Annotated in this window: 14 protein-coding genes; 8 read left to right on the plus strand and 6 right to left on the minus strand. The window is 62.0% G+C overall.

The genetic code is table 11. From position 1 onward, the window contains the following. Positions 1–7 precede the first annotated feature (7 nt). Both HU773_RS04925 and rimI read left to right on the plus strand, forming a co-directional pair. Positions 8–760 carry an energy transducer TonB gene (locus HU773_RS04925; protein WP_170060244.1) on the plus strand — a complete coding sequence of 251 codons (753 nt, stop codon included), beginning with the start codon at positions 8–10 and terminating at the stop codon, positions 758–760. Then, complete coding sequence (gene rimI / locus HU773_RS04930; RefSeq protein ID WP_057442068.1) at positions 753–1,205, plus strand: ribosomal protein S18-alanine N-acetyltransferase; 453 nt, start codon at positions 753–755, stop codon at positions 1,203–1,205. Before HU773_RS04925 ends, rimI begins: the two co-directional genes overlap by 8 nt. 90 nt (positions 1,206–1,295) lie before the next feature. Here rimI and HU773_RS04935 read toward each other — a convergent pair whose 3' ends face one another. Then, the gene (locus tag HU773_RS04935) at positions 1,296–1,700 is read right to left on the minus strand and encodes a hypothetical protein (RefSeq protein ID WP_057442067.1); all 405 of its coding nucleotides are present in this window, start codon (positions 1,698–1,700) and stop codon (positions 1,296–1,298) included. 151 nt (positions 1,701–1,851) lie between these two features. On the opposite strand from HU773_RS04935, the gene can reads away from it, so the two are divergent. Next, positions 1,852–2,496 (plus strand): carbonate dehydratase, encoded by a 645-nt coding sequence (can, locus tag HU773_RS04940; RefSeq protein ID WP_057442066.1) that lies wholly within the window; start codon positions 1,852–1,854, stop codon positions 2,494–2,496. On the opposite strand, the gene HU773_RS04945 is transcribed toward can, so the two are convergent. The 4 genes from HU773_RS04945 to HU773_RS04960 form a co-directional block, all read right to left on the minus strand. Then, positions 2,493–3,017, minus strand: a complete 525-nt coding sequence (locus HU773_RS04945; protein ID WP_120731590.1) for an SET domain-containing protein — start codon at positions 3,015–3,017, stop codon at positions 2,493–2,495. The genes can and HU773_RS04945 overlap by 4 nt on opposite strands. Before the next feature lie 168 nt (positions 3,018–3,185). Beyond that, positions 3,186–4,355 carry a hypothetical protein gene (locus tag HU773_RS04950; protein ID WP_128593258.1) on the minus strand — a complete coding sequence of 390 codons (1,170 nt, stop codon included), beginning with the start codon at positions 4,353–4,355 and terminating at the stop codon, positions 3,186–3,188. Between the two features lie 261 nt (positions 4,356–4,616). Beyond that, positions 4,617–4,826 carry a hypothetical protein gene (locus HU773_RS04955; protein ID WP_186625425.1) on the minus strand — a complete coding sequence of 70 codons (210 nt, stop codon included), beginning with the start codon at positions 4,824–4,826 and terminating at the stop codon, positions 4,617–4,619. 200 nt (positions 4,827–5,026) lie between these two features. After that, positions 5,027–6,445 (minus strand): short-chain fatty acid transporter, encoded by a 1,419-nt coding sequence (locus HU773_RS04960; protein WP_057442063.1) that lies wholly within the window; start codon positions 6,443–6,445, stop codon positions 5,027–5,029. Between the two features lie 199 nt (positions 6,446–6,644). Here HU773_RS04960 and HU773_RS04965 point away from each other — a divergent pair, with 199 nt between their 5' ends. Both HU773_RS04965 and HU773_RS04970 read left to right on the plus strand, forming a co-directional pair. Further along, positions 6,645–7,928 (plus strand): MFS transporter, encoded by a 1,284-nt coding sequence (locus tag HU773_RS04965; protein ID WP_057958262.1) that lies wholly within the window; start codon positions 6,645–6,647, stop codon positions 7,926–7,928. Positions 7,929–8,233: 305 nt separating this feature from the next. Further along, positions 8,234–9,130 carry a cation diffusion facilitator family transporter gene (locus HU773_RS04970; RefSeq protein WP_057958263.1) on the plus strand — a complete coding sequence of 299 codons (897 nt, stop codon included), beginning with the start codon at positions 8,234–8,236 and terminating at the stop codon, positions 9,128–9,130. Between the two features lie 3 nt (positions 9,131–9,133). Here HU773_RS04970 and HU773_RS04975 read toward each other — a convergent pair whose 3' ends face one another. Continuing rightward, positions 9,134–9,808, minus strand: a complete 675-nt coding sequence (locus HU773_RS04975) for a heavy metal response regulator transcription factor (protein WP_057958264.1) — start codon at positions 9,806–9,808, stop codon at positions 9,134–9,136. A 183-nt stretch (positions 9,809–9,991) separates the two neighbouring features. Here HU773_RS04975 and HU773_RS04980 point away from each other — a divergent pair, with 183 nt between their 5' ends. Genes HU773_RS04980 through HU773_RS04990 form a run of 3 tightly spaced genes read left to right on the plus strand, consistent with a single transcriptional unit; the run spans position 9,992 to position 15,564 of the window. Beyond that, positions 9,992–11,215, plus strand: a complete 1,224-nt coding sequence (locus tag HU773_RS04980) for a TolC family protein (RefSeq protein WP_057958265.1) — start codon at positions 9,992–9,994, stop codon at positions 11,213–11,215. Between the two features lie 17 nt (positions 11,216–11,232). Then, positions 11,233–12,396 carry an efflux RND transporter periplasmic adaptor subunit gene (locus HU773_RS04985; RefSeq protein WP_057958266.1) on the plus strand — a complete coding sequence of 388 codons (1,164 nt, stop codon included), beginning with the start codon at positions 11,233–11,235 and terminating at the stop codon, positions 12,394–12,396. Between the two features lie 18 nt (positions 12,397–12,414). Further along, positions 12,415–15,564: a CusA/CzcA family heavy metal efflux RND transporter gene (locus HU773_RS04990; RefSeq protein ID WP_057958267.1), complete on the plus strand. Its 3,150-nt coding sequence runs from the start codon at positions 12,415–12,417 to the stop codon at positions 15,562–15,564. Positions 15,565–15,582: the final 18 nt, after the last annotated feature.

Here is a 15,582-nt window from a genome sequence, read left to right on the forward strand (position 1 = left end):
GACTGCCATGCAGGTGGTCAACTGGCTGCCGCGCACCGAATTGCCCTTTGCCGCGCCGTCGCGGCCCGAACTGCTGCAGGCGCTGGAAGCCTTCGAGCCGTTCGACGCCTCGGGTGAGGAAGCGGCGGCGCCGGTTGCGCTGGTCAAACCCGTGGCCGAGGTGCCTGTGCGGCCGTCGGAGCGGGTCAAGATCGAAGTACCACGCCCGTCGAGCGCGCCCAAACCCGCTGCCGTGGCCGACGATGCCCCGGCCCCGGTGGCCAAGGCCCCGGTCGTGCCGCCACCGCGTTTTGCCCTGCAGTTGCTGCGGGCCGGGCGTTGCCTGTTGCTGGTCGAGTTGCCGACCGGCGAGCGCTTCCAGACGCGTGACCCGGCCTACCTGCTGCTCAAGGACATGCTGCGCGCCGCCGGCCTGCCCGACAGCCCGCAGATCGTCGGCGAGCCCGTGCGCTGGCCGCTGCTGGTGCGCGGCAATATGGACCAGGGCCCGGACGCCGCGCGTGATTTTGTGCAAGGTTTTGTCTCGGCCCGCCTGGAAGACGAACCCTGCGTGTGCCTGTGGCTGATCGGCCTGCCGGCCGTGCGGTTTGCCGGCGAAGCCGACGCCGAGGCCTGGTACCGCGAACTGCAGGTCGAAGGCCTGGGCTCGGTCTGGGCCTTGCCGGGCCTGGAATTATTAATGGAAGAGCCACAGCGTAAGGCTGATGTCTGGCAAGCCATGCGCCGGCTGATGGCGCGCTGGAAAACAACCGATGAGTGAGGCTTTATCCTTCCGCCCGATGACCGAGGCTGACCTCGACGCCGTGCTGAAAATCGAATACGCGGCGTTCAGCCACCCCTGGACCCGGGGCATCTTTCTCGATGGGCTGGGCAAGTACCAGATCTGGTTGATGTTCGAAGGCGAGCAACAAGTGGGCCACGGCGTGGTGCAGATCATCCTCGATGAAGCGCATTTGCTGAACATCACCGTCAAGCCGGAAAACCAAGGGCGTGGCCTGGGCCTGGCCCTGCTGGAGCATCTGATGTCGCGGGCGTATGCCGCCCATGCACGGGAGTGCTTCCTGGAAGTGCGCGACAGCAATACCGGGGCTTTCCGCCTGTATGAGCGCTACGGGTTCAATGAAATTGGCCGTCGTCGCGACTACTACCCGGCCGTCGGTGGCCGCGAAGACGCAGTTGTCATGGCCTGCACCCTGGTCGACTAACACACACGATCCCGGGTGGGAGCAGTCTTGTGTGGGAGCAGGCTTGCCAGCTCCCACACCGCCATGCTTCACCATAAGTCTGGCGCTGTATCAGCGGTTACCGTCGACCGGATCAATGTCCGCCAGCTCTGCCTCATCCAACCCATTACCGCCGCCAATCTCATCTTCATCGACGATGCTCAGGTCCCAATCGGCCGGTTCGTCCTCACCTTCTTCCAGGGCATCGCGCGCGCCGTCTTCCTGAATCAGCGTTTCGGGGCTCATATCATCATCCGTGGACTCATGATCCGCCGTCGACGCCCCAGTCATCCCAGCCTCGCGTACCCGTTCGTCGGGCATCAGCTGCTCGCGCTCGGCACGGGGGATCTCATCGCCGATTTCCGCCGTCGGCGTCTCCTCGTCAAAATCCAGCTCCCGCATCGAGCCCATGCGATCTTCGTTGTCATCAATCGGTTCGGGCTGCGTAGCGCCGTACGGACGTCGTGATTCAGTCATGGTCAATCCTCATACTGTGGGGCTTATAGTGTGTGGACAGGCAGGGCGCCCCAAGATTCAAGTCATTACCGACCGGCTATCTTTATAGACGGCGTGACCCGGACGGGCGGTCGTCTGTCAAAGCTGCGCATCATTCCTGAGGCTTTCCCTGATGAACGAACTACAAGACCTGCTTGATAACAACGAACGCTGGGCGGATGCGATCAAACAGGAAGATCCCGAATTCTTCGCCAAGCTCGCCCGCCAGCAGACCCCGGAATACCTGTGGATCGGCTGTTCGGACGCCCGGGTGCCGGCCAACGAGATCGTCGGCATGTTGCCCGGCGACCTGTTTGTGCACCGTAACGTGGCCAATGTGGTGCTGCACACCGACCTCAACTGCCTGTCGGTGATCCAGTACGCTGTGGATGTGCTCAAGGTCAAACATATCCTGGTCACTGGCCACTATGGCTGCGGCGGCGTGCGCGCCTCGATGCAGGACCGCCAGTTCGGCCTGATCGACGGTTGGTTGCGGTCGATCCGCGACCTTTACTACGAGAACCGCGAAGTACTGGCCCAGTTGCCTACCGAAGAAGAACGTGTCGATCGCCTGTGTGAACTCAATGTCATCCAGCAAGTCGCCAATGTCGGTCACACCAGCATCGTGCAGAACGCCTGGCATCGCGGGCAGAGCCTGTCGATCCACGGGTGCATCTACGGGATCAAGGACGGCCGCTGGAAAAGCCTCAACGCCACCATCACCGGCTTCGAGCAACTGCCGCCGCAGTACCGCCTGCGTCCGGTGGAGGCCCTTTAAGAGCGTTTGCGCTGGCGCCACTGTTCCATAAACAGTTGGCCTTCCTGGTTCAGCGGCTCTTTCATGCCGGTGATCCAGCCCCGGCAGTTCCCCGCGCCGCAACGGCACGGGAACTGCCGGTACAGCACATCCTCGGTGGTGGCGTAATCCATGGTCAGCAGCGTGCCAGGGCGGATGGCCTGGATCGACCATAGCTCCAGCTCGCTGATGTCGAGGAACACATTCGGATCGCACGAATGCAGGAGCAGGCCGCTGAACCACGGGTCGTACAAGTGGATGCGTGAAGACACCTGCAGCGTGTGCAAACGCCGTTCACCCAGGGCGTGCCCGGAAATTTTGGCGATTCGCACACGGCTGTCGAAGGCCACCTTGGCCTTGATCCCGGTTCCGCGCCCATTGCGGGTGTGTACCACCTCAAAGTTTTGACGCGAGGGGTAACCTTTTTTCGCCAACAGTGTTGCGAAGGGGTACAGACAGTCACTGGCCGCAGCAGGCGCCTCTTCCATGATCTGGGTTTTCATAGCATTCCTTGTCGGGCTGCATCGACCTCCTGGTGTTGCTATGACTGCCAGTCTTGCAGCAAATGGGCACCGCTCAAGGTTTGCGCAAAAAAAAGCCGATATCTACTGTCAAATCTGACAGTAGGTATCGGCTTTTTTGCGTAAGACACTGGCGATAAGGGCAGGAGCCTACAGCGCCGGCGCCGCGACAGAAGCTTCTGGCAGAGGGCTTTTCAGGCGCTTGAGCTGGGGCTTGATCGAGGCGCTGGTGCATTTTTCCTTGGCCTGCTCGGCGGACAATTCGCGCACCGAGGTGTAGAACAATTCGCAGGTCTGCTCCTTGCGCGTCACCTGCCAGGTGTTCATGCAGCCCTTGAGCAACACATTGGGGTCGCTGGCAGGCTTTTGCCCCATCCCGGCTTGCCAGCAGGCCGCGCTCAAGTCCTGGCCCATGACTTTCAAGCCGGCCTCGTCGGCTTTCTGTTCGTCGCCGTCGTAGCTGTCCGGGTTGGCGGCGTACCAGATGTAACTGGGGTGATTGGCCCCCAGCACTGCGACTTTACTGCCTTCGGCCGGGCTGATTTGCGTCAGGCCCAGTACCCCGAGGGTTTGCCCGTAGTGTTGCTGGATCCAACTGCGCACGGGCGCACCGAAGGCGACCATGGGCAACGGGCCAGTGGGGTGCAGGCTCAGTTCCCGGACAACCCGGGTCTGATACTCGCTGAAGTAGCTGTAGACCCCCTCCAGATCCTTGCCCGCCGTGGAGGGGGCGGCAATGGGCGCGATATCAATGATGGTCTGGTATTCCGGGGTCTGGGTCGCCGGTATACCGTTGGCGCTCAGTAGCGTGGCCCAACGGTCGGTGGTGGCTGATTCCAGATAGTCCTGGTAGTGGGTCAGGGAGTAATCCGGCGGGAAGTGCATCAACTCGATGCTCTTGCGGTTTTCCAGGGCCATGCCCAGTGGCAGGAACAGGTACCAGCTAAATTGCCACTTGCCATCGCGGTTGAGCCGGCTGGCGCCCTCGTAAGCCAGGTCGGCGGTGTTCAGCAACGCGGTCAAGGGCTGCCCATAGCCATCGGGCACTCCGGTAAAGCGCGCGCGGACCTGACCCTGCTCGGTCTTCACGCTGACCCTGGCCCGGCTGTAGCCATCGCGCTGCAGGCTCTGGGTCAGATAGTGTTCGACGGTCTGTTCCAGGGTCAGCGGCCGAAAGCAGATCACGCTGCAATTGTTGGGGTAGGCGAACAATTGCGTGACCCGTTGTGCCGTGCCCAGATCAAGTTCGACGTCGGCTTGTACGACCGTGCTCACAGCAAGTGCGACAAAGGTGAAGGACAGCCTGGTCAGTTTAAACATGCATGTTTCCTTGTCAGCTAATGCCCGTCTGCGCGGGATGAATGCCCACCTTCACACAGTAGCGGCTGACCGGGAAAATGCCTCGGAAAATGCGGTTTTTTTGCAGGGCCTGGCCGCCTCGCTATAACGTGAAGTGCTGCGCGTTGCTGTGGTTGTCCATGAATGTGCAACTAGGCTTGAGGTCGTCGCGTTACTTGTAAGTATTCAATGCAGGCTGTGAAGCTCCAGGGCTTGAGGGGGATCACAGCCTCTATAAAGGAATCAGCCTTTAAACGCTGCAACAGGCTTAAAAAGGTTTTTGTTAGGGTTTGACTCTGCAAATACTATTCTTCCCGCCGGCTGGCCGAACGCCGGTTTGAATTGTTTGAATTTTTTCAACGCGGGGTTTTGCTGTGGGTTGACATCTTGGGTATTGCCAGTCTCAGCACTGTTTTGAGGTGTAGGCGTAGTAGCGGTAGGTGCGATATTCATCGGTATGACTCCAGTTGTAACTCTAAATAATTAGTTGTGGTCTCTTAGTTAAGTTGAAGAGTGTCTGGTGCTACTAAAAGACACTGTTAGGTGGCCCGTCATTAACGCGTGGTTCCCTTCCTGAAATATTCAGAGGGAACAACGGCGCTCAATGTCGACCTGGATGCACCCGTCATAACGACGGGTGCGGCGTCCAATGATTAAGGCATTACCGGCGGCATGTACTTCAACGTCGTCCCCAGCGCCCACAGCAGGAACAACACCAGCGGCGTGTGCACCAGCAGCTGCACAAACGAGAAGCCGATCAAGTCCCGCGCCTTCAGCCCCAGTACCCCCAGCAATGGCAGCATATAGAACGGGTTGATCAGGTTCGGCAGGGCCTCGGCGGCGTTGTAGATCTGCACGGCCCAGCCCAGGTGGTATTGCAGGTCATTGGCTACCTGCATCACATAGGGCGCCTCGATGATCCACTTGCCACCGCCCGACGGAATAAAGAACCCCAGTACCGCCGAGTAAACGCCCATCAGCAGCGCGTAGGTGTCGTGGGAGGCGATGGAAGTGAAGAGGATCGAGATATGGTGGGCCAGGGTCTGGCCGTCGCCGCCCTTGACCACGGTAATCAACGCCGCGATGGAGCCGTACAGTGGGAACTGGATCAACACCCCGGTGGTGGTGGGCACCGCGCGCGCCACTGCGTCGAGGAAACTGCGCGGGCGCCAGTGCAGCAGGGCGCCGACCATCAGGAACAGGAAGTTATAGGTGTTGAGCCCCGAGATCGCGCTGATCGCAGGCTTGGTCGAAAACTCGTGGAACAGCCAGCCGGCGGCCAGCAGTGCCAGGAGGATGGTCAGCAGCGGGCTGTGCTCCAGCCATTCCCCCGGGCGGGTTGGCGGTTGTAGCTTGGGCAGGTTGAACGCCGGGTCCACGCCGCAGGCCTTGGCATCACGGGCCGAGTTGGGCCCCGGTGCGGTGACGTAGGCGATGATCAGCGACACCACGATCAGTGCCAGCAACAGCACCCCCGATTGCCACAAAAAGATCGTGTCGGTGAAGGGGATGGTCCCGGTGATCGCCAGGATCGACGGCGGCAAGCTGGCCGGGTTGGCCTGCAATTGCGCGGCCGATGACGACAACCCCAGCGCCCACACGGCGCCCAGGCCCAAATAGGCCGCCGCGCCAGCGGCGCGATAGTCCATGCGCAAATCCGTGCGCCGGGCCAGGGCCCGCACCAGCAACCCGCCGAACACCAGGGACAGGCCCCAGTTGAGCAGCGACGCGACCATCGAGATCAGCGCCACCCACGCCACGGCCGAGCGGCCGTTTTTCGGGATGCGTGCCAGGCGATCAATCAGCTTCACGGCGGGCGGCGAACTGGCCACCACATAGCCGCCAATCACCACAAAGGCCATCTGCATGGTGAACGGGATCAGGCTCCAGAAACCATCGCCAAAGGCCTTGGCAGCGTCGGTGGGTGCAGCGCCCATGCCCAGAACCGCCACGGTGACAATGATCACCGCCAGGGCGGCAAACACCCAGGAGTCGGGAAACCAGCGTTCGGCAAAATTGGAGCAGCGCAGGGCAAAGCGGGCATAACGGCTATCTTCGATAGGGTCGGCCATGTGGGAGTACCTCTTGTAGTTATTATGCAAGCGTCGGGGTGTTGGCAAGGTATCGCTGCATCTTGGCCCACGGCTATTTATTTGGGAATGTTGTTATTTTCATGGATCAATGAGTAAAACGAATATATCGGCGGCGATTGCCAGGATTCGGTTCAGCTCATAACCTGCACGCCATTTTGTTTGTCTGCCGAGCCTCTTCATGACTGCCACCGCTTATCCACAGGCGCAGCGTTTTTCCCGCTCCGACTACAAAACCCTGGGGCTGGCTGCCCTGGGCGGTGCCCTGGAAATCTACGACTTCATCATTTTCGTATTTTTCGCCCTGACCCTGAGCCAACTGTTCTTCCCCCCGGAAATGCCCGAATGGCTGCGCCTGCTGCAGAGCTTCGGGATTTTTGTCACCGGCTATCTGGCGCGGCCACTGGGCGGGATCCTGATGGCGCACTTTGCCGATCACCTGGGGCGCAAGCGCGTGTTCAGCCTGAGTATCCTGATGATGGCCTTGCCGTGCCTGCTGATCGGGATCATGCCGACCTACGCGCAAATCGGCTATTTCGCCCCCCTGATTTTGCTGGCGCTGCGCGTCCTGCAGGGCGCGGCAGTGGGCGGTGAAGTGCCCAGCGCCTGGGTGTTTGTCGCCGAGCACGCGCCCGCCGGCCATCGCGGTTATGCCTTGGGGTTCCTGCAGGCCGGGCTGACCTTCGGTTACCTGCTGGGGGCCTTGACCGCGACATTGCTGGCGCAGATGTTCACCCCTGAACAAATCCTCGATTACGCCTGGCGCTTTCCGTTCCTGCTGGGCGGTGTGTTTGGTGTGATCGGCGTGTGGCTGCGGCGTTGGCTGAGTGAAACCCCGGTGTTCCTGGCCATGCAGGCGCGCCGCCAGGCCGACGCCGAACTACCGCTGCGCACGGTGTTGCGTGACCACCGCCAGGCATTGCTGCCGGCCATGTTGCTGACCTGTGTGCTCACCTCAGCGGTGGTGGTGCTGGTGGTGATCACGCCGACCATGATGCAGAAAACCTTCGGCATGAGCCCCAGCCACACCTTCGCCCTGAGTGCATTGGGCATCGTTTTCCTGAACATCGGTTGTGTGCTGGCCGGCCTGTTGGTGGATCGCATCGGCGCCTGGCGCGCGGTGCTGGTCTACAGCCTGCTGTTGCCGGTGGGCATTGCCGTGCTCTACGCCAGCCTGATTGCCGGCGGCGTGTGGCTGGGCGCGGCCTATGCCATCGCGGGGTTGAGTTGTGGGGTGGTGGGCGCGGTGCCCTCGGTGATGGTCAGCCTGTTTCCGGCACCGGTGCGCGTGTCGGGGATTTCCTTTACCTACAACATTGCCTACGCGCTGTGGGCGAGTACCACGCCGTTGATGCTGATCGCCTTGATGCCCACCAGCCCGTGGATCTGCGTTTTTTACTGTGTGGTGATGGGCGCGGTGGGCGTGGCCAGCGCATTGCGGTTTAGCCGGCGCCCGGTTTTTTAAAGCCGCCGCATTCCCCCTGTGGGAGCGGGCTTGCCCGCGAAGACGTCGGCCCAGCCAACATTGATGTTGACTGACCCACTGCTTTCGCGAGCAAGCCCGCTCCCACAGGGGATCTGCGCTTAACTGACTGGCATTAGGGCTTGCCCGCGATGGCGGTGGGTCAGGGTGTACTGCTATCGCAGGCAAGCCAGATCCCCCATGTGGTTAACACCCCGCTGGCAGCGTTATGACAATTGTGAAATCCATACCAAAGGTTTCCCCTTATCGCTCTATGATCAGCGCACATCCCCCCACGAGGACATGCCATGAGTGCAGGACACAGCCACGCCACCGTACGCGCCGGTCATGAACGCAAGTTATGGATGGCCCTGGGCCTGACCGGCAGTTTCATGATTGCCGAAGTGATCGGCGCCTTTGTCACCGGCAGCCTGGCGCTGTTGTCCGACGCCGCCCATATGATGACCGACGCCCTGGCCCTGGCCATTTCCCTGGTGGCCATCCAGGTGGCCAAGCGCGCTGCGGACCGCAAGCGCACCTTTGGCTATGCGCGCTTCGAAATCCTCGCCGCCGCGTTCAACGCGTTGCTGCTGTTCGGGGTGGCGTTCTACATCCTCTATGAGGCTTACCTGCGCCTGCAGGCGCCGGCCGAAATCCAGTCCACCGGCATGCTGGTGATTGCCGTGCTGGGCCTGATCGTCAACCTGATTTCCATGCGCCTGCTCAGCGCGGCCAGTGGCGAGAGCCTGAACGTCAAGGGCGCCTACCTGGAGGTCTGGAGCGATATGCTCGGTTCTATCGGGGTGATCATTGCCGCCGTGCTGATCATGCTCACTGGTTGGGGCTGGGTCGACTCGGTGGTGGCCGCCGCGATTGGTTTTTGGGTGGTGCCGCGAACCTGGACACTGCTCAAGGCCAGCATGAACGTGCTGCTGCAAGGTGTGCCGGACGGCATTGATATCGACGCGGTAGAGCAGGCCATTCACGCGGTGCCAGGGGTCAGGGAGGTGCATGACTTGCACATCTGGGCCCTGACCAGCGGCAAGAACGTGCTGAGCACCCATCTGGTGGTGGACCCGGCGCAGGGCAGCGAGCAACAGGTCCTCGCCCAGGTGACGGAATTGCTGCATGAGCAATTCGATATTTCCCACGTCACCATTCAGATCGAAGGCGCGGGCTTTCATCAGGAACCCCTCACGCACTGACCGCTATTCGCGCTCTTCCAGCACGTAGCCCACCCCGCGCAAGGTATGGATCAACTTGCGCTCGAACGGGTCGTCGATCTTTGCGCGCAGGCGGCGGATCGAGACCTCGACCACATTGGTGTCGCAATCGAAGTTCATGTCCCACACAAACGAGATGATTTGCGTGCGTGACAGCACCACGCCGCTCTGGCGCATCAGCAGGTGCAGCAAGGCAAACTCCTTGGTGGTCAGGTCGATCCGCTGGTTGCCGCGAAAGGCCCGGTGGCGACCCTGGTCCAGTTCCAGATCGGCCACCCGCAGCACGTCCGGCACTGCGCTCTCGATGCTGCGGCGCATCAGGCTGCGGACCCGGGCCAGCAGTTCGGGAAACTCGAAAGGCTTGACCAGATAGTCGTCGGCGCCCAGTTCCAGGCCTTTGATTTTGTCGGCCAGGCGCCCTTGGGCGGTGAGCATCATGATGCGTGTGTTGCTGCTCTGGCGGATGCGTTGCAACACCTCCCAGCCGTCCATCAGCGGTAGGTTCACATCCAGGATCACCAGGTCATAGGCGTATTGCCGCGCCAGGTGCACACCGTCGGCGCCGCTGGCCGCGCAGTCGACCACATAGCCACTTTCGCTCAGTCCCTGAAGCAAGTACTCCGCCGTTTTCAGTTCATCTTCGATAACCAGGATTCGCATGTAGAGCGTGCCTCGGGGCAGGAGAAAGGATCTGCATAGTTGCGCGCAGATTAAAGCAAAAGCCCGGAACAGAGCCTTTGCTAACGGATTTGTAATGTTCCGGCCACCCCTCTGATAAGGAGCGAAAGCTACATTGCCCCTGCTTGGATTTGTCCGCCAACTCATGGGTGTGGAACGCTTGTTATGCCAACGTTTTTAAGAACAATTGTGTGCTCTGTAGTGGGGGTCTTGGCGCTGTCCCAAGTGGCAAGCGCCCAGACCCTGACCCTTGAATCGGCCCTGCAAAGTGCGTTTGCCGGCAACCCGGACCTGGCCGCAGCCCAGTGGGAAATCGAGATTGCCCAGGGTGGGCGGCAACAGGCCGGGCTGATCCCCAACCCGGTGGCCTCCTGGGACGCCGAAGACACCCGCCGCAGCACGCGCACCACCACCGTCAAGCTGAGCCAGACCCTGGAGTTGGGCGGCAAGCGCGGGGCACGCATCGACGTGGCCTCGCGTGCACAAGATGCGGCCGCCCAGGAACTGGAGCAGCGGCGCAACCTGCTGCGGGCCGAGGTCATCGAGGGCTTTTATGGTGCGCTGCGGGCCCAGGAACGCCTGGAGCTGGCCCAACGCTCGATGGCGCTGGCCGAGCGCGGCCTGGTGATTGCCAATGGCCGGGTCACGGCGGGCAAGGCGTCGCCGGTCGAAGCTACCCGCGCCCAGGTACAGCTCTCGGAAATCCGCCTGGAGCGCAGCCGCGCCGAGATTGGTGTGAGTGATGCCTATCGCCGCCTGGCCGCCATCACCGGCAGCGCCAACATCGGCTTTGAGCGTGTCGAGTCAGGGGCCCTGAGCACCCCGGCGTTGCCTTCGGCCACCCAACTGTTGGCGCGCCTGGAGAGCACCGCCGAGCTGCGCCTGGCGGAGCTGCAAATCCAGCAACGGGAAGCCGGCCTGGGCCTGGAAAAGGCCCAGCGGATTCCCGACCTCGACGTGTCCATCGGCAGCCAGTACGACGCCAGCGTGCGTGAGCGGGTGAACCTGGTGGGCGTATCGATGCCGATCCCGCTGTTCAATCGCAACCAGGGCAATGTACTGGCCGCCAGCCGCCGTGCCGACCAGGCCCGGGATTTGCGCAACGCCACCGAGCTGCGCCTGCGCACCGAAACCCGCCAGGCCCTGGACCTGTGGGCGACGGCCAACAGTGAAGTGCGCGCGTTCAACCAAGTGATCCTGCCCGCCGCCCAAAGCGCGGTGGACAGCGCCACCCGTGGTTTTGAGATGGGCAAGTTCAACTTCCTCGAGGTACTCGACGCCCAGCGCACCTTGATCGCCGCCCGCACCCAATACCTCGCCGCACTCGCCCAGGCCACCGATGCCTGGGTGCGCATCGAACGGATTTACGGCGACCTCGCCCGCATTTGATCTTTCAGGAGTTCCCCATGAACAAACTACAAGGCCTGGCTTTGGCCGTTGCAGTGGCCGTCGCCCTCGGGGCGATAGTGTTTTGGCCGGCCACCAGCGTGGCGCCTCAGGCACCGGTAGCGCACGTCGAAGCACCGGAGGAAGAAGAGGAAGAGGGTGTGCTGGTGCTCAATGAGCAGCAGATCCAGGCCGCCGGCATTCAACTGGCCAAGGCTCAGCCCCGGCAAATCAGCAGCGTGCTGTCGTTGCCGGGCGAGGTGCGATTCGATGAAGACCGCACCTCGCATATCGTGCCCCGTGCAGCGGGTGTGGTGGAGTCGGTCAGGGTCAACCTTGGTCAGAAGGTCAAGCAGGGCGAGCTATTGGCGGTGATCGCCAGCCAGCAGATTTCCGATCAGCGCAGTGAGTTGGCCGCCAGCGAACGCCGGGTCGAGCTGGCCCGCACCACCTTCCAGCGCGAGCGCCAGTTATGGCAGGACAAAATCTCTGCCGAACAGGATTACCTGCTGGCCCGCCAGACCCTGCAAGAGGCCGAGATCGCCCTGAACAATGCGCGGCAAAAGATGAATGCCTTGAGCGGCAGCGCGGTTCTGGTCGGCGGCAATCGCTACGAGTTGCGTGCGCCGTTTGCCGGGGTGGTGGTGGAAAAACACCTGGGTGTCGGCGAAGTGGTGAGTGAGACCAGCGCTGCCTTCACCCTGTCGGACCTGTCCCAGGTGTGGGTCACGTTTGGGGTGTTTCCCAAGGACTTGAACAAGGTCCAGGTGGGCCGGCCGGTGAAGGTCAGCTCCACGGAAATGGGCACCGATGTGATGGGCACCGTGGCCTATGTCGGCAACCTGCTGGGCGAGCAGACCCGCACCGCAATGGTCCGGGTCAACGTACCCAACCCCGACGACTCGTGGCGCCCCGGGTTGTTCGTGGCGGTGCAGGTGGCCACGGATACCTACTCGGCGCCGGTCACCGTGCCGGTGGAGGCGATCCAGACCGTGGAAGACAAACCGTCGCTGTTTGTGCGCACCGCCGAAGGCTTCGCCACCCGCCACGTTGAGCTGGGGCTCAGTGAAAACGGCTTCGTCGAAGTGCGCCAGGGCCTGGAGGCCGGCGCCCAGGTGGCGGCCGTTGGCAGCTTCGTCCTCAAGTCCGAGCTGGGCAAGGCTTCGGCCGAGCACGCCCATTGATCCTGCGAGTGATTGCCCATGTTTGAACGTCTGATTCAATTTGCCATCGAGCAGCGCATCATCGTGCTGCTGGCCGTGTTGCTGATGGCCGGTGTCGGCATCGCCAGCTACCAGAAACTGCCGATCGACGCGGTGCCGGACATCACCAACGTCCAGGTGCAGATCAACTCGGCGGCGGCCGGTTTTTCGCCGCTGGAAACCGAGCAGCGCATCACCTTTCCCATCGAAACCGCCATGGCCGGCCTGCCGGGCTTGCAGCAGACTCGTTCACTGTCGCGCTCGGGGCTGTCCCAGGTCACGGTGATCTTCAAGGACGGCACTGATCTGTTCTTCGCCCGGCAACTGGTGAATGAGCGGCTGCAAGTGGCCCGCGAGCAACTGCCGGACGGCATTGAAACGGCGATGGGGCCGATTTCCACGGGGCTCGGGGAAATATTCCTGTGGACCGTGGAGGCTGAAGACGGCGCGCGCAAGGAAGACGGCTCGGCCTACACCCCGACGGACCTGCGGGTGATCCAGGACTGGATCATCAAGCCACAGTTGCGCAACGTGCCCGGCGTGGCCGAGATCAATACCATCGGCGGCTTTGCCAAGGAATACCAGATCGCCCCGGACCCCAAGCGCCTGGCGGCCTACAACCTGACCTTGAGTGATCTGGTGACGGCGCTGGAGCGCAACAACGCCAACGTTGGCGCCGGGTATATCGAGCGCAGCGGCGAGCAGTTGCTGATTCGCGCGCCGGGGCAGGTGGCGTCCATCGACGACATCGCCAATATCGTGATCAATACCGTGGACGGCACGCCGATCCGCGTGCGCAATGTGGCCCAGGTCGATATCGGCCGTGAGCTGCGTACTGGTGCAGCCACCGAAAATGGTCGTGAAGTGGTGCTCGGCACGGTCTTTATGTTGATCGGCGAAAACAGCCGCACCGTGTCCCAGGCCGTGGCGAAAAAGCTCGAAGAGATCAACCGCTCACTGCCCGAAGGCGTGGTCGCGGTCACGGTTTACGACCGCACCAACCTGGTGGAAAAAGCCATCGCCACCGTGAAGAAAAACCTCTTCGAAGGTGCGCTGCTGGTGATCGTGGTTCTGTTCTTGTTCCTCGGCAATATCCGCGCGGCGTTGATCACCGCGATGGTGATTCCGCTGGCCATGCTGTTCACGTTTACCGGGATGTTCACCAACAAGGTCAGCGCCAACCTGATGAGCCTGGGCGCGCTGGACTTCGGGATTATCGTCGATGGTGCGGTGGTGATCGTCGAGAATGCGATCCGCCGCCTGGCCCATGCGCAGCAACGCCATGGCCGCCTGCTGACCCGTAGCGAGCGCCTGCACGAAGTGTTCGCCGCCGCCAAGGAAGCGCGCCGTGCGCTGATCTTTGGACAACTGATCATCATGGTGGTGTACCTGCCGATCTTCGCCTTGACGGGCGTGGCCGGGAAAATGTTCCACCCCATGGCGTTCACCGTAGTCATGGCCTTGCTGGGCGCGATGATTCTGTCGGTGACGTTTGTCCCCGCGGCGATTGCGCTGTTTGTCACCGGCAAGGTCAAGGAAGACGAAAACTGGGTGATGCGCAACGCGCGCCGGGGTTATGCGCCGGTGCTGGATTGGGTGATGGCGCACCGTACCTGGGCGTTTGGCCTGGCACTGTTGACCATCGTGCTCTCCGGCGCCGTGGCCAGCCGCATGGGTAGCGAGTTTATCCCCAGCCTCAGTGAAGGTGACTTCGCCCAGCAAGCCTTGCGCGTGCCGGGCACCAGCCTCACGCAGTCGGTGCAGATGCAACAGCAACTGGAAAAAACCTTGATGGAACAGGTGCCGGAAATCCAGCGGGTATTTGCCCGTACCGGCACCGCAGAAATTGCCTCCGACCCGATGCCACCGAATATTTCCGACGCCTATCTGATGCTCAAACCCAAGGACCAGTGGCCGGATCCGAAAAAGTCCCGCGAAGCCCTGATCGCCGATATCCAGCGCGCCAGTGCGATTGTGCCGGGCAGCCAGTACGAGTTGTCGCAACCGATCCAGCTGCGGTTCAACGAGTTGATTTCCGGGGTGCGCAGCGATGTGGCGGTGAAGGTGTTTGGCGATGATATGGCGGTGCTGAACAAGACTGCCGGGGAGATTGCCGAAACCTTGCAGAAGCTCGATGGTGCCTCGGAAGTGAAAGTGGAACAGACCTCCGGCCTGCCGGTGCTGACCATCAACATCGACCGCGACAAGGCCGCGCGCTTTGGCCTGAACGTGGGCGATGTGCAAGACACCATCGCGGTGGCCGTGGGTGGGCGCCAGGCCGGCACGATGTACGAAGGCGACCGACGCTTTGACATGGTCGTGCGCTTGTCGGAAACCCTGCGTACCGATATCGAGGGCTTGTCGCGGCTGTTGATCCCGATCCCGGCGCTGGCCGGCAATACCACGGGGCAATTGGGCTTTATCGCCTTGTCGCAAGTGGCCAGCCTGGACCTGGTGCTGGGCCCGAACCAGATCAGCCGCGAAAACGGCAAGCGCCTGGTGATCGTCAGCGCCAACGTGCGGGGGCGGGATATCGGCTCCTTTGTTGCCGAGGCGGAAAACGCGTTGGCGACACAGGTGAAAATCCCCGCCGGCTACTGGACCACCTGGGGCGGCCAGTTCGAGCAACTCAAGGAGGCGTCAGAGCGCCTGCAGGTGGTGGTGCCGGTGGCATTGCTGCTGGTGTTCGGCTTGTTGTTCATGATGTTCAACAACCTCAAGGATGGGTTGCTGGTGTTCACCGGGATTCCCTTCGCCCTGACCGGTGGGATCATGGCGCTGTGGTTGCGCGATATTCCGTTGTCGATTTCCGCCGGGGTGGGGTTTATCGCGCTGTCGGGGGTGGCAGTGCTCAATGGCCTGGTGATGATCGCGTTTATCCGCAACCTGCGCGAGGAAGGGCGTTCGCTGACGGTGGCGATCAACGAGGGGGCACTGACCCGTTTGCGCCCGGTGTTGATGACCGCGCTGGTCGCGTCCCTCGGGTTTATCCCCATGGCCCTGGCCACCGGCACCGGCGCTGAAGTGCAACGGCCACTGGCGACGGTGGTGATTGGCGGGATTATTTCTTCGACGCTGCTGACGTTGCTGGTACTGCCTGCGCTCTACCACTGGGCCCATCGTCGCGATGAGGAGCAGGAGCCCCAGTGACCTTGGGGGAGTGGGGCA

It is taken from the genome of Pseudomonas shahriarae, from assembly GCF_014268455.2.
GTDB classification, from domain to species: domain Bacteria; phylum Pseudomonadota; class Gammaproteobacteria; order Pseudomonadales; family Pseudomonadaceae; genus Aquipseudomonas; species Aquipseudomonas shahriarae.

Bases quoted from the DNA above. Each gene is read 5' to 3' on its own strand.
- HU773_RS04925 (WP_170060244.1), top strand. From the start codon at position 8: ATGCAGGTGGTCAACTGGCTGCCGCGCACCGAATTGCCCTTTGCCGCG.
- rimI (WP_057442068.1), top strand. From the start codon at position 753: ATGAGTGAGGCTTTATCCTTCCGCCCGATGACCGAGGCTGACCTCGAC.
- HU773_RS04935 (WP_057442067.1), bottom strand. From the start codon at position 1,700: ATGACTGAATCACGACGTCCGTACGGCGCTACGCAGCCCGAACCGATT.
- can (WP_057442066.1), top strand. From the start codon at position 1,852: ATGAACGAACTACAAGACCTGCTTGATAACAACGAACGCTGGGCGGAT.
- HU773_RS04945 (WP_120731590.1), bottom strand. From the start codon at position 3,017: ATGAAAACCCAGATCATGGAAGAGGCGCCTGCTGCGGCCAGTGACTGT.
- HU773_RS04950 (WP_128593258.1), bottom strand. From the start codon at position 4,355: ATGTTTAAACTGACCAGGCTGTCCTTCACCTTTGTCGCACTTGCTGTG.
- HU773_RS04955 (WP_186625425.1), bottom strand. From the start codon at position 4,826: ATGAATATCGCACCTACCGCTACTACGCCTACACCTCAAAACAGTGCT.
- HU773_RS04960 (WP_057442063.1), bottom strand. From the start codon at position 6,445: ATGGCCGACCCTATCGAAGATAGCCGTTATGCCCGCTTTGCCCTGCGC.
- HU773_RS04965 (WP_057958262.1), top strand. From the start codon at position 6,645: ATGACTGCCACCGCTTATCCACAGGCGCAGCGTTTTTCCCGCTCCGAC.
- HU773_RS04970 (WP_057958263.1), top strand. From the start codon at position 8,234: ATGAGTGCAGGACACAGCCACGCCACCGTACGCGCCGGTCATGAACGC.
- HU773_RS04975 (WP_057958264.1), bottom strand. From the start codon at position 9,808: ATGCGAATCCTGGTTATCGAAGATGAACTGAAAACGGCGGAGTACTTG.
- HU773_RS04980 (WP_057958265.1), top strand. From the start codon at position 9,992: ATGCCAACGTTTTTAAGAACAATTGTGTGCTCTGTAGTGGGGGTCTTG.
- HU773_RS04985 (WP_057958266.1), top strand. From the start codon at position 11,233: ATGAACAAACTACAAGGCCTGGCTTTGGCCGTTGCAGTGGCCGTCGCC.
- HU773_RS04990 (WP_057958267.1), top strand. From the start codon at position 12,415: ATGTTTGAACGTCTGATTCAATTTGCCATCGAGCAGCGCATCATCGTG.